Origin of the sequence: Pseudomonas sp. P97.38 (genome assembly GCF_001269745.1) — a bacterium.
Taxonomy (GTDB): domain Bacteria; phylum Pseudomonadota; class Gammaproteobacteria; order Pseudomonadales; family Pseudomonadaceae; genus Aquipseudomonas; species Aquipseudomonas chlororaphis_E.
The window spans coordinates 101733-115125 of record NZ_LHVJ01000015.1 but is presented as its reverse complement, the minus strand read 5'-3'; the positions used below and the strand labels follow the sequence as shown (position 1 = coordinate 115125).

Here is a 13393-nt window from a genome sequence, read left to right as displayed (position 1 = left end):
GAATGACCCGATTATGCCAGAGCCTCCCAGAAAAACTCCACGCGTACACTACGACCATCGTCTGACCAACGAGCCTGATGGCTCAACTGACGCACCAGGCTTACGCCGCGCCCGGACAATCGATCACAGTCCACGGGTCGTGCCAACACCCGGGCAACATCGAAACCTTCGCCGCTGTCCTCGACTTCAATGACCAGGCGGCCACCGTCGCCGTTTGGCGTGAGGTGCAGGTGAACCCGCACGTAACCGGCGCTCAGCTCCTCAAGGCGCGTATTGCGATCGTTGTAATAACGCGCAAATCCCGACGCGTCGCGCTTGAGGTCCGAGTCGAGCCCCAGCACCCCGTGGTCCAGGGCGTTGGAGTAGAGCTCCGACAGAACGCTGTAGAGGGCGCCACTCTGCCCCCGAAGCCCGTGGACCTCAAGCAGTAACTGCAGCAGATACGGCATCGGGTTGAAGCGCTTGAGCGTCTGCGCCCGGAACTCGAAGCTCACCGACCAGTCCAGCGGGCTCGATTGACCGCTATCGGAATAGACCGGTGGCGGCGGGTTGAGTTGCGTCGCGGCAACCAGGCTGACCTCGACCATGCTGAAATCGTCCCGGGCCTCGCCGCGAAAGTCCTGCAGGGCCTGCTGGATGTCCTCGAACAGCAGGTCTGGCTCGCGGTTGGCCGCGAACACCTGCTGCAGACGCTCCACGCCGAACAATTGCTCATCATCGTTGGCGGTGTCGATCACCCCGTCGGACAGCAGGAACACCCGGTCCCCCAGGGACATGGGGTGCACTTCGGTGCGGTCGTCGAACAGTTGCGGAGAGAGCACACCCAACGGCAGGTGCCGCGCCGGCAACGGCGTGCGCGCCCCGCTCAGGCTGTAATGCAGGTAGCCATCGGGCATGCCGCCGTTCCAGACCTCCACCGTGCGCCGTTGAAAGCTCAGGCACAGCAGGGTCGCGCAACAGAACATGTCCACCGGCAAGATGCGTTTGAGCTTGGCGTTCATCTCCCGCAGGATCTGCGCCAGGCCGTAGCCCTTGGCCGTCATCCCATAGAACACTTCGGCCAGCGGCATCGCACCGACCGCCGCCGGCAACCCGTGCCCGGTGAAGTCCCCGAGCAGGATATGCATGTCGCCGGCGGGGTTGAACGCGGCCAGCAACAGGTCGCCGTTGAACAGGGCATAGGGCGATTGCAGGTAACGGATGTTCGGCGCGCTCAGGCAGCCGGAGTGGGCGATCTTGTCAAACACCGCCTTGGCGACGCGCTGCTCGTTGAGCAGGTAGTCATGGTGTCGGGCAATCTGGTCGCGCTGCTCCACCACCGTGGCCTGCAACCGCCGCAGACGGTCCATGGCCTTGATCTTGGCGGCCAGGATCACCTGGTTGTAGGGCTTGGCGAGAAAGTCGTCGCCGCCGGCTTCCAGGCAACGCGCCAGGCCTTCGCTTTCGGTCAACGAGGTGAGAAAAATGATCGGGACCAACTGATCCCCGGCCAACTGCTTGATTTTCTGCGCGGCCTCGAAACCATCCATGACGGGCATCATCGCATCCATCAGCACCAGGTGCGGGCGCTGCTCCAGAAAGACCTCGACCGCTTCGGCGCCATCGGCGGCAGTGAGCACCTGATGCCCTTGGCGGCGGACGATGGTCGATAACAGCAGACGGTCAGCGGCACTGTCCTCGGCAATCAGGACTGTCAGTGATTCGGCGGCGGACAACATGGCTGTATCAGGCTTTGCCCGAGGATTGCCCTGCCTGCTGCCGCCCCTCCGCCGACTTGTCTTCTTTCGGGCTGTTGATATCGAACAGCTTCTCGAAATTGGAGATCGCGAGGATCTTGCGCACATCCGCGCCGCAATTGATGACACTCACGTCGGCGTCCTCGCCGCCCGCGTAGTCGCGCAGCAACAGCAGCATGCCCAGCGCGGAGCTGTCGAGGTAAGTGGTGTCTTTCAAGTCCACGACGTAGCTATCAAGCTGTGCATTGAGTGTTTCGTACTTCTCGTAAGACTGCCGAAACTCTTGATGGAGCTTGAAATCGAACCGCCCCTTGACCGAAATCGTCAGCTTTTTTCCATTGCTCGATAATTCGGTAAAGACTTGTATCGCTTGAGCTTGCATAGCTGGCTTCCCTGTCATGGACATACGTGTACAAGGTTTAGCACTTGGTCGAAGCCTGAGCAAGGTTTCACAGCATTCACTCTAAAAAACTCCATGATCAGTACGGACTCTGTCGCGGCAGGCGCTGGGACAGTTCATCCAGCAGTTTTTGCTCGCGCTTGTCTTCCAACTGCCGTGCTTCATCGATATAGCGTTGCACCAGCTTGCGCAGGCCTTCGACCCGGGCAAACGCCTCTTGCCAACTCTGGCGGGCCTTTTCCAGATTGTTCTGGTGCCAGACCAGGCTTTGCCGTTGCTGGTCGATCGCGGTGCCCAATTGTGCAAGAAACCCCTGGTAGCCCAGCAGCCATTGCCCGGAGACACCGTGGCTGCCACGGGTAATCCACTGTTCCTGGTATTCGAGGCGAAAGTTTTCCAGGTCAGCCAACTTGCTTTCCGCAACCGCCACCTGGCCCTGGAAATAGGCCAATCGCTGGACGGCGGTTTTCTCGGCCTTCTCCGCCATTTCGACCACTGGCGCCAGGCGCGCCGCACGACTCGTGGCCATGATCGGTTACCCGCCGGCGATCGGCGTGAAGATACTTTCCAGATGCGCTTCGCTGGCACCCAGGCCAATGTTGTCATTCAGGCTCTGGCGCAGGTAGACGGACATTGCCGGGTAAAGATTGATGGCGATGTCGGTCTCGCGATCACCGCCGGGCACGTAGGCGCCCACGCTGATCAGGTCCCGGCTCTGCTGGTAGCGCGACCAATACTGCTTGAACTGCTGGGCGCGCTTGAGGTGTTCGGTGCTGATGACCGACGGCATGACCCGGCTGATGGACGCCTCGATGTCGATGGCCGGGTAATGCCCTTCCTCGGCCAGGCGCCGGGACAGCACGATGTGACCGTCGAGCACACCCCGCGCCGAGTCGGCGATGGGGTCCTGCTGGTCGTCGCCTTCGGACAACACGGTGTAGAAGGCGGTGATCGAACCACCGCCCTTCTCCGCATTACCGGCGCGCTCCACCAGTTTCGGCAGCTTGGCGAATACCGAGGGTGGATAGCCCTTGGTGGCCGGCGGCTCGCCGATGGCCAGGGCGATCTCCCGCTGGGCCTGGGCGAAACGGGTCAGCGAATCCATCAGCAACAGGACGTTCTTGCCCTTGTCGCGAAAATACTCGGCGATACGCGTGCAATACATGGCCGCCCGCAGGCGCATCAACGGCGCATCGTCCGCGGGCGATGCCACAACCACCGAGCGCTTGAGGCCTTCCTCGCCGAGGATATGCTCGATGAACTCCTTCACCTCGCGACCCCGCTCGCCGATCAGCCCGACCACGATGATGTCGGCTTCGGTGAAACGGGTCATCATGCCCAGCAGCACGCTCTTGCCCACGCCGGTACCGGCGAACAGGCCCAGGCGCTGCCCGCGCCCTACCGTCAATAAACCGTTGATGCAGCGGATGCCCACGTCCAGCGGAACGCTGATGGGGTCGCGCTTGAGCGGGTTGATCGTCGGGCCGTCCATCGGCACCCAGTCTTCAGCCTTCATGCCGCCCTTGCCGTCAAGAGCCCGCCCGGCACCGTCCAGCACGCGCCCGAGCATGCTCATGCCCATGGGCAGGCGACCGGTATCGGCCAACGGCACGACACGTGCGCCCGGAGCGATCCCGGCCACGCTGCCCACCGGCATCAGGAAAACCTTGCTGCCGGCAAAGCCCATGACTTCGGCTTCAACCTGCACCGGGTGATAACTGTCGTCGTTGATTACCATGCAGCGACTGCCCATGGCCGCGCGCAGACCTTCGGCTTCGAGGGTCAGGCCGACCATGCGCAACAGGCGCCCTTCGAGGATCGGTTGGCCGGCCAGTTCGGTCGCCTCGGCGTAACTGCCCAGGCGCTTGCCAAAGCTGGTTCGCTCAAGGCGCATCGCGGTCGTCCGCCGTCGCTGCAACCGGTTCGACGGCTTCGAGGTCGATACCGGCGGCGCCCTTGGGTTCGTCCGGCAACTCCAGGCTCAAATCGCTGGGGGCCGGGTGCAAGGCTTGCTCGTGCAATTGGTCGAGCAGCTTGGCCATGACCTGGTTGATGCGCGTCTCGACCGTCGCGTCGATGCGGCTGTGTTCGGTTTCCACCCGGCAACCGCCCGGCAGCAACGACGCGTCCTCGACGATGCGCCAGGTTTCTTCATGGCGCTCGCGCAGGGCTTTGACCAGTTCGAAATCCTGGGGATTGATGTACAGCCGCACATTGCCCACGCCCAACGGCAACAGCTTGAGGGCTTCACGCATGACGTGCTCGATCTGGCTCGAATCGATGGCCAGTTCGCGCTGAATCACCTGCCGGGAAATATGCTGCACCAGGTCCACCAGGGATTTTTCGATCTGGGTGTCCTGCTCGGCGATCGGCTCGAACAGGTTGACCATCAGCGATTCCAGCGCCCGGAGCTTGGCCGTCAGCGCCACGTCGGCTTCCTGGCGAACCTTGAGGGTGGTGCTGTGGAAGCCTTCCTTTTCGCCGACGGCAAAGCCTTCGTTATAGGCTTCCTGGCGAATGCTCTCGACTTCCTCAAGGGTCAGCGGCTGGACTTCCTCCAGCGGCACTTCCTCGATTTCCGGCAGTTCCTCCACCGGCTCCGGTTCAGGCTCGGGCACATGGGGATCGAAGCTGGGCAGCGACCAGACATCGAAACCCCCGACGTCCCGGGCGCGGATCAGGTCGCTGGGTGACTCATCGCTCTTGGCAGACATAACGACCTTAGATCATCTCTTCGCCGCCCTTGCCACCGAGCACGATCTCTCCGGCTTCGGCCATGCGGCGGGCGATGGTAAGGATTTCCTTCTGCGCAGTTTCCACGTCGCTGACGCGCACCGGGCCCTTGGCCTCGAGGTCGTCGCGCAACAGTTCCGCCGCCCGTTTGGACATGTTCTTGAAAATCTTTTCCTTGACGCCTTCGTCCGACCCCTTGAGGGCCAGGACCAGCACATCGGAAGACACTTCGCGCAACAGTGCCTGAATGCCCCGATCGTCGACGTCGGCCAGGTTGTTGAACACGAACATGAGGTCTTCGATCTGGCCGGACAGGTCTTCGTCGAACTCGCGGATCGAGTCCATCAGCTGGCCTTCGATCGAGCTGTCGAGGAAGTTCATGATGTCCGCCGCACGCTTGATACCACCCAGGGTGGTGCGCGAGGCGTTGGAGTTGCCCGAGAACTGCTTCTCCAGAATCTGGTTCAATTCCTTCAGGGCCGCCGGCTGCACGGTGTTGAGCGAAGACACCCGCAGGATGATGTCCAGGCGTACCTTGTGGTCGAAGTTGCCCAGTACTTCACCGGCTTGGTCCGGGTCGAGGTAAGCCACCACGATGGCCTGGATCTGCGGATGCTCGTAGCGGATCACGTCGGCAACGGCGCGCGGCTCCATCCACTTGAGGCTGTCCAGGCCACTGGTGTTGCCACCCAGCAGGATACGGTCGATCAGGCCGTTGGCCTTGTCCTCGCCGAGGGCCTGGGTCAGCATCTTGCGTACGTAGTCGTCGGAGCCGACGCCCAGGCTGGTCTGGTCGCCGACGATGTCGACGAACTCGCTCATCACCTGTTCAACCTGCTCGCGATGCACATTGCCCATCTGCGCCATGGCCACGCCCACACGCTGGACCTCCTTGGGCCCCATGTGGCGCAGCACCTGGGCAGCGTCGGTCGAACCCAGGGACAGCAGCAGGATCGCGGCTTTGTCGACCCGGGACAATTTGGCAACAGCGGCTCGATTATCACTCATCTGCGTTAATCCACTCTTTCACGACCTGGGCCACACGACCCGGATCTTCTGCCACCAGACTCTTGATGGCGTTCAACTGTGCGTCATAGCCTTCGCTCGGGCTTGGCAGCAGAATGCTCTGCGGCCCGCCAAGGCTGACGCGATCGTTAGCCAATTCGCCATCCAGGCCGCCCATGCCGCCCAGTTCTACGTCACCCAGGCCTGCCAACTGTTTGCTCTTGCCGCCGCCGGTAATGTTGTTGAGCACCGGACGCAGCACGCCGAACACCAGGATCAGGATGAACAGCACGCCCAATATCTGCTTGACCACATCCCAGAACCAGGGTTGCGAATAAAACGGAATATCGGCGATCACTTCCCCGCGCTCCGAAGAGAACGGCACGTTGATCACGCTGACGCTGTCGCCGCGGCTGGCGTCGAAGCCGACGGCGTCCTGCACCAAGCGGGTGAAACGCGCCAATTCGTCGGCGCTCCAAGGAGCACGGCTGGTTTCGCCGTTGGCCGGATTGACCTTGACCTGGTCGTCCACCACCACGGCAACCGACAGGCGGTTCAAACGGCCCTGCTGTTGTTTGGTGTGACTGATGGAACGGTCAAGCTCGAAGTTCTTGGTCGACTGCTGCCGCTTGTCGGCCGGGTACGGCGCCAGCATCGGTTGGCCAGTGGCCGGGTCCATGATCTGCTGGCCGTTGGCGTCCACCAGTGGCTGGCCTGGCTGCACCATGCCGGCGGCACCTGCGGCACCTCCCGTGGTTTGCGGCGCGCTGGCTGGCGATGGCGGCTGGTTGCTCAGGGCACCCGGCACGCCTTGCGGGCCATTGCTGGCGGTACGTTGTTCATTCACCGACTGCTCGCTGCGCAACGCCGGTTGGTCCGGGTTGAACTGCTCGGAAGTCGACTCGACTGCACTGAAGTCCACGTCGGCCGACACTTCGGCCTTGTAGCGGTCGTTACCCAGGATCGGTTGCAGAATGTTGTGCACCCGCTGGGTCAACATGCCTTCCATGCGGCGGCTGTAGTCGAATTGCTTGCCGGCCATGGTCAGTTCGGAGTTCTCCGCCTGGTCGGACAGCAGGTTGCCTTTCTGGTCGACTACGGTGATCTGCGATTTGCTCAGTTCAGGGACGCTGGTGGACACCAGGTTGACGATGGCCAGGACCTGGCCAGGCTCGAGGGAGCGACCGGCGTACAGCTCAACCAATACCGACGCACTCGGCTTGCGCTCATCGCGCACGAACACCGAGCTTTTCGGGATCGCCAGGTGCACACGGGCGGCCTTGACGTTGTTCAGGCTGGAAATGGTCCGTGCCAGCTCACCTTCCAGGCCGCGACGATAACGGGTCGCTTCCATGAACTGGCTGGTGCCCAGGCCTTGATCCTTGTCGAGGATCTCGAAACCGATGTTGCCGTCTTTTGGCGTCACGCCCGCCGCGGCAAGCTTGAGGCGCGCACGGGCAACGTCGTCGGCCTTGACCAGCAAGGCACCGGAATTGGGTTCGACGGTATAAGGAATGTCGGCGGAAGACAGCGTCTCCATGACTTGCTTGGCATCCATGCCCTCCAGACTGCCATAGAGGGGACGGTAGTCCGGCTGCTGGGACCACAACACCACGGCAAAACCAATCGCCACGCTGGCAGCCAGGCCGACCAACAGGCCAACCTGACGCAACATGGTCATCTCGGAGAGATTTTCCAGGAAGGACAAGCCGAACAGCGGCGGTTTGCCGTCTGGTGCGGAGGCCTTGGCTGGAACGTTATCTACGGCTGCTTCTGCCATGACTCAATAGTTTCCTTAAACCGGCATCTGCATGATGTCTTGATAGGCTTGAACCAGTTTGTTGCGAACCTGGGTCAACGCCTGGAACGAGACACTGGCTTTCTGCGAAGAGATCATCACGTCTGTGAGGTCGACACCACTTTTGCCCATTTCAAAAGCACTGGCTAATTGGTTCGACGCCTGCTGGGTATCGTTCACTTTATTGACGGCTTGACCGAGCATGTCGGAAAAGCTGCTGCCACCCACCTGGGGGACCGCGACCGACTTGGGCTGGGCCATGGCGTCCATTTGCATGGCCCGCATGTCCAACATCAATCGATTAAATTCAATACCTTGGCTCATGGTCTACTCTCTTTGGCGGCCCGCATTTTTTTGACACTTACTCAGCGGGTACCCAGGTAGTAGCAACAAGGGTGCCAGCTCGATGACCGCAATAAACAAATGAGTGGGAGCGAGCCAGCTCGCGAAAGGAGTGGGCCAGACAACATCTGTATTGTTTGACCTAGCGCTTTCGCGAGCAGGCTCGCTCCCACAAGTGAATGACTGGTTTACACGCCTCAACTGGCGAACAGGTAGGCCTCTACGTCCATGCCGGCGTCGCGCATTTGCGCCAACTTGTAGCGCAGCGTGCGAGGGCTGATGCCCAGGCGCTCGGCGGCTTCCTTGCGGCGGCCGCGCTCGGCCCGAAGAGTGTCGATGATCATCTGGAATTCACGCCGACGCAGGTCATCTCCCAGGGCGCCGGCCGACTCGCCTTCCACTTCGACCGCAGGCGCCGAAGCCACGGTGGAAACCACTGACAAGGCCGGCAATGGCGCGCAGGCCACCGGGCCGGCCAGGCAGAAATCTTCCGGCTGGATCACACCGCCCTGTTGCAGGATCAACGCCCGCTGAATGGCGTTATCCAATTCCCGGACATTGCCCGGCCATGGATAGGCGATCAGGCAAGCCTGGGCCTGCGGGGAAAACCTGGCGGCCGCGTGCTTCATTTTATTGACGTGCCTGGCCAACAAACGCTCGGCCAGCGGCAGGATATCGGCGGTGCGCTCGCGCAGCGGGCGCCAGGCCAGCGGAAAGACCGACAGACGGTAATACAGGTCCTCACGAAAACGCCCCGCCGCCACTTCGCCGGCCAGGTCGCGGTTGGTGGTCGCCACCACGCGGATATCCAGGCTGATGGGCTTGCGTGCCCCCACCCGCTCCACTTCCCGCTCCTGCAACACCCGCAATAACTTGGCTTGCAGCCCCATGGGCATCTCGGAAATTTCATCGAGCAGGATCGTGCCGCCGTCGGCCTGCTCGAACTTGCCCGCCTGGGCAGCGATGGCGCCGGTGAACGAACCCTTTTCATGACCGAACAGCGTAGCTTCAAGCATGTTGTCGGGAATCGCCGCGCAGTTGATGGCGATGAACGGCTCGTTGGCGCGGTGCGATTGCTGGTGGATATAGCGCGCCAGCACCTCCTTGCCGGTACCGGACTCCCCGGAAATTAACACGGTCGAATCACTGCGCGCCACCCGCGCGGCCAGCTCCAGCAACTGGGCACTGGCCGGCTCGATGGCCACCGGCCCCTCGCCTTCGGGCCCGAGACTGCCCAGCGCATGGCGAGCCACCAGGTCCAGCAGCGCCTTGGGCTCGAATGGCTTGACCAGATAATCGGCGGCCCCCTGGCGCATGGCATCCACCGCGCGCTCGACAGCACCGTGGGCCGTCATCAGCAGCACCGGCAGTTGCGGCTGGCGGACACGTAACAGGCCCAACAACTGATGGCCGTCCATGCCCGGCATATTGACGTCGCTGACCACCAGACTGAACGCCTCCCGTCCCACGGCCAGCAACGCCTCTTCCGCCGACCCGACGGAAACATGATCATGCCCGGCCAGCATCAGCGTATCGGCCAGCGCTTCGCGCAGGGCTCGGTCGTCTTCAACCAGCAGTACTTTGGTCGCCATGGCTTTCACTCCATTCCTGGCGCGCTAGAAAACAGTGGCAGGAGCACCGTCGCGCAAGTGCCGCGCCCCAACCGCGAGCGCAACTGCAATTCTCCCTGGTGAGCACGGGCCACAGCCTTGACCACGGTCAGGCCAAGGCCTGTCCCGGTGGTCTTGGTGGTGAAGAATGGTTCGCCCAACCGCGCCAGCACGGCCGGCTCGATGCCACTGCCGCTGTCGCTGACACACAGGCGCAAGGTGTTGTCGCGGGTATAGAGGTGCACTTTCAGCCGGACATCGCCGCCACTGGCCTGGATCGCATTTTCAATGAGGTTCAACACCGCGCCCACCAGCGTGTCGCGGTTGCACAATACGTCCCCGGCGTGGCTGTCGCACTGCCAGCGGATCGACAGCCCCTGCACATGGGTCAACGCGGCAGCCTGCAATGATTGAAGCAGCGCCTTGGGAGTCACGCGGTCGGTCAACGGCAGTTCGCCGCGGGCGAACACCAGCATGTCACGCACCTGGTGCTCCAGCTCATGCAGGCGTTCCTTCAAGCGCCCGGCGAACCGTTGCTGGGTTTCCATCGGCAGGGGCTGTTCCGTCAGATGACTGGCGTAAAGCAGCGCGGCCGACAGCGGCGTGCGAATCTGATGCGCCAAAGACGCCACCATCCGCCCCAGGGAAGACAGGCGCTCATGGCGGGCCAGTTGGTCTTGCAGATCACGGGTTTCGGTCAAGTCGTTAAGCAACACCAACTGCCCAGGCTCGGCGTCCAGCGAACGGGTCGAGATGGACAACCGTCGGCCGTCCTTGAGGGACACTTCGTGGCCGTCATCCTCGCGAGGCGCGAAGCAGCGGGCGATGACGTGGCGCCACAGCTCACCTTCCAACGGCAGGCCGAGCAACTCACAGGCGGCCGGGTTGGCTTCGCGCACGCGACCGTGGGCATCGATGACGATGACGCCCCCCGGCAGCAAGTCGAGAAGATTCTGCAAGCGATTCGCCAGACGTTCTTTTTCCGCCAACTCCTGCATGCGCTGGGCACTGACCACGGCCAGCTCCCCCTTGAGCTCGGTCACCCGGGCTTCCAGCAGGCTGTAGGAATCAGTCAGTTGGTTGGACATCTGGTTGAACAGCGAAAAGGCCTGCTCGAGTCCAAGCCGGCTCGCCTGTTCGGCGCTCGGCAGGTGTCCCGGATCGGGGACAGGAGACATCTGGGCTTGGGCGGCTTGGCTCATCGGGCTCTCTCGCTTGGCTGACCGTCAGTTAAACGGAACGTTGCGAGGGGTGTAGCAATACCCGTGCCGAGACAAAGAGCAAAGAAAAAGTGCATGTGTAGCGAGGGCGCTTGCTCCCGCCAGGACGCGCAGCGGCCCTGTTTAGAGCCTGTCAGGCGAACCAGCAAGGGCAAACGCCCCCACCTTCAACAATCACGCGCGTGGAAAACAGGCGTCAATCATCCGCCTGTTCATCACCCTCGCGTCGGCTCATGCCGTATTTGCGCATTTTTTCCACCAGGGTGGTCCGGCGAATACGCAGGCGTTCCGCAGCACGGGCGACAATCCCGTTGGCGTCGTCCAGGGCTTGCTGGATCAGCCCTTGCTCCAGGCCGCCAAGGTAGTCCTTGAGGTCCAGGCCTTCGGGTGGCAGCAGGGCATTGGCGGTGAAGTCCGGCGTGTGGCCGTTGATCGCCACCCGCTCTTCCAGATCACTGCGCAGGCTGTCGACCATCTGCTCGTCTTCATCGTCGACATAGCGGAATTTCTTCGGCAGTTCGTTCACACCGATCACCCCGTACGGGTGCATGATCGCCATGCGCTCCACCAAATTGGCCAGCTCGCGGACGTTGCCCGGCCAGCCATGCCGGCACAAGGACATGATCGCTGCCGAGTTGAAGCGGATCGAACCGCGCTTCTCGTGCTCCATGCGCGAAATCAATTCATTCATCAGCAGCGGAATGTCTTCGACCCGCTCACGCAGCGGCGCCATTTCGATCGGGAATACGTTGAGGCGATAATAGAGGTCTTCGCGGAAACTGCCGATCTCGATCATGCTCTCGAGATTCTTGTGGGTCGCGGCAATGATTCGTACATCGACGCTTTGGGTCTTGTTGCTGCCCACGCGCTCGAATGTACGCTCCTGCAAGACCCGCAGCAGCTTGACCTGCATCGGCAGGGGCATGTCGCCGATTTCATCGAGAAACAGTGTGCCGCCATTGGCCAGCTCGAAACGCCCGGCGCGGCTGGTGATGGCACCGGTGAAGGCGCCCTTCTCATGGCCGAACAGTTCGCTTTCCAGCAATTCGGCCGGAATCGCTCCGCAATTGACCGGCACGAACGGCGCTTCGCGGCGCTTGGAATGGTAATGCAGGTTGCGCGCGACCACTTCCTTGCCGGTGCCCGACTCGCCCAGGATCAGCACGCTGGCATCGGTATCGGCGACCTGCTGCATCATCTGGCGGACGTGCTGGATGGCCCGGCTGGTGCCGACGAGGCTGCGGAAAAGATTGGGTTCGCGGTGCCGGCCACGCTCGCGGGCCTGGTCGTACATCTCGCGATAGACCTGCGCACGGTGCAGCGAATCCAGCAACTTGCTGTAGCTGGGCGGCATTTCGAGCGTGGAAAGCACACGGCGACGCTGGTCTTCTGGCAAGTCAAGGGAAGAATTTTCGCCCATCAACAAAACCGGAAGGAACTCATCCCAGGTTGAGAGTGTCTTTAACAAGCCCAATAGCGTTGCGGGAGCATTTACGGTCCCGATAAGGACACAAATGACTTCACGGCTGGACGACAAGGAGCCGACGGCCTGCTGCCAGTCATGGCTGCCGCAGGGCAGATTTTCTTCGCCAAGAAAATTCAGGATCACCGCCAGGTCACGGCGGCGAACGCTATCGTCATCGATCAGGAGAATTTTGGTTTCACGCCACATGCAATAGCAACTTCCCTAGTCAACCCAATGCCCGAAATTAGGGGGCAAGCTAGACGCTTGCAGACTTGTCATGCCTGTAGACGCCTCAAATCTGTAAACAGATACTAGTTAAGTCAAAAAACCGTGCACAGTCAAATTTATGGCGCAGCGGCGTTGGATTAACTGAGCATTAACCGAACAGATGGTAAACCTTTGCAGCGTTCTGTGCTTGATGGACTTGCGACATCTCGTCGACGATTGCCTGTCGCTCCCCTGTCGCCGCCTCGAGCAACTGCTTGTAGACCCCCAGCAACTCCTCAAGATTGTTACGCAACGTCGCCTCGTCCACCCCGGATTCACTCAGGACGTCTTCCATGCACGAACGGCACGTCAAGTCCAACTGACCGATTGCCTCCCAGTTGCGCTGTGCCAGGGCATCGACCAACGCATCACGGGTTTGTTCTATTCGTTGCAAGACAAGACTCATGAGAGTGCTCCTTAGAATTGCGGACCAGGCGCGGCGATGCCATCCCAGCCTTCTTTGACCGTGCGCAGCAGATCGGCGACTTCGTCGAGGATCTTCGGGTCGGTCTGGATGTTGGCGTCGGTCAGACGCTTGATCATGTAGGCATACAGGTTGTCCAGCTCCGTCACCGACTCGGCCTGGTTTTCCAGGTCCAGCCCTTCGCGCAGGCCGCCGATGATGCCGATGGCCTTGCTGATCAGGATGCCTTTGCTGGCGATGTCCTTGCGCTCCATCGCGCCCTTGGCCTGGGCAATACGGTCCAGCCCACCTTCCATGAGCATCTGCACCAGACGATGGGGACTTGCCTCGGAGGTTTGCGCCTGGGCGCCAATCTTCTGGTATTGGCGAAGGGCCAACATCGGATTCATGTTC

12 protein-coding genes and 1 pseudogene are annotated in these 13393 nt (G+C 61.6%); all 13 read right to left on the bottom strand.

Translation table 11 applies throughout. The features are described from left to right. Positions 1 to 11: 11 nt before the first annotated feature. The 13 genes and pseudogenes from AD664_RS10725 to fliS all read right to left on the bottom strand — a co-directional run bounded on the left by AD664_RS10725 (position 12) and on the right by fliS (position 13389). The gene (locus AD664_RS10725; protein WP_053146473.1) at positions 12 to 1718 is read right to left on the bottom strand and encodes a fused response regulator/phosphatase; all 1707 of its coding nucleotides are present in this window, start codon (positions 1716 to 1718) and stop codon (positions 12 to 14) included. A gap of 73 nt (positions 1719 to 1791) precedes the next feature. After that, positions 1792 to 2103 (bottom strand): annotated as a pseudogene (locus AD664_RS10720) (STAS domain-containing protein); the annotation flags it as partial. Positions 2104 to 2215: 112 nt separating this feature from the next. Then, the gene (fliJ, locus tag AD664_RS10715; protein WP_053146471.1) at positions 2216 to 2665 is read right to left on the bottom strand and encodes a flagellar export protein FliJ; all 450 of its coding nucleotides are present in this window, start codon (positions 2663 to 2665) and stop codon (positions 2216 to 2218) included. 6 nt (positions 2666 to 2671) lie between these two features. Continuing rightward, positions 2672 to 4030 (bottom strand): flagellar protein export ATPase FliI, encoded by a 1359-nt coding sequence (fliI, locus tag AD664_RS10710; protein WP_042731733.1) that lies wholly within the window; start codon positions 4028 to 4030, stop codon positions 2672 to 2674. After that, the gene (gene fliH / locus AD664_RS10705) at positions 4020 to 4850 is read right to left on the bottom strand and encodes a flagellar assembly protein FliH (protein WP_053146469.1); all 831 of its coding nucleotides are present in this window, start codon (positions 4848 to 4850) and stop codon (positions 4020 to 4022) included. Before fliH ends, fliI begins: the two co-directional genes overlap by 11 nt. Before the next feature lie 7 nt (positions 4851 to 4857). Continuing rightward, positions 4858 to 5877 (bottom strand): flagellar motor switch protein FliG, encoded by a 1020-nt coding sequence (gene fliG / locus AD664_RS10700; protein WP_024778656.1) that lies wholly within the window; start codon positions 5875 to 5877, stop codon positions 4858 to 4860. Then, positions 5870 to 7654 carry a flagellar basal-body MS-ring/collar protein FliF gene (gene fliF, locus AD664_RS10695; protein ID WP_053146467.1) on the bottom strand — a complete coding sequence of 595 codons (1785 nt, stop codon included), beginning with the start codon at positions 7652 to 7654 and terminating at the stop codon, positions 5870 to 5872. The genes fliG and fliF overlap by 8 nt, the downstream gene beginning before the upstream one ends. 15 nt (positions 7655 to 7669) lie before the next feature. After that, positions 7670 to 7996: a flagellar hook-basal body complex protein FliE gene (fliE, locus tag AD664_RS10690; RefSeq protein ID WP_042731730.1), complete on the bottom strand. Its 327-nt coding sequence runs from the start codon at positions 7994 to 7996 to the stop codon at positions 7670 to 7672. A gap of 215 nt (positions 7997 to 8211) precedes the next feature. Next, a complete protein-coding gene (locus AD664_RS10685) occupies positions 8212 to 9606 on the bottom strand; it encodes a sigma-54 dependent transcriptional regulator (RefSeq protein WP_053146465.1) in 1395 nt (464 codons plus the stop codon). A gap of 5 nt (positions 9607 to 9611) precedes the next feature. After that, positions 9612 to 10802, bottom strand: a complete 1191-nt coding sequence (locus AD664_RS10680) for a PAS domain-containing sensor histidine kinase (RefSeq protein ID WP_172679720.1) — start codon at positions 10800 to 10802, stop codon at positions 9612 to 9614. A 238-nt stretch (positions 10803 to 11040) separates the two neighbouring features. After that, the gene (locus tag AD664_RS10675) at positions 11041 to 12516 is read right to left on the bottom strand and encodes a sigma-54 dependent transcriptional regulator (protein WP_042732558.1); all 1476 of its coding nucleotides are present in this window, start codon (positions 12514 to 12516) and stop codon (positions 11041 to 11043) included. A 169-nt stretch (positions 12517 to 12685) separates the two neighbouring features. Next, the gene (locus AD664_RS10670; RefSeq protein ID WP_042732557.1) at positions 12686 to 12982 is read right to left on the bottom strand and encodes a hypothetical protein; all 297 of its coding nucleotides are present in this window, start codon (positions 12980 to 12982) and stop codon (positions 12686 to 12688) included. Between the two features lie 11 nt (positions 12983 to 12993). Then, positions 12994 to 13389: a flagellar export chaperone FliS gene (gene fliS, locus AD664_RS10665; protein ID WP_042732556.1), complete on the bottom strand. Its 396-nt coding sequence runs from the start codon at positions 13387 to 13389 to the stop codon at positions 12994 to 12996. Between the last annotated feature and the right edge of the window lie 4 nt (positions 13390 to 13393).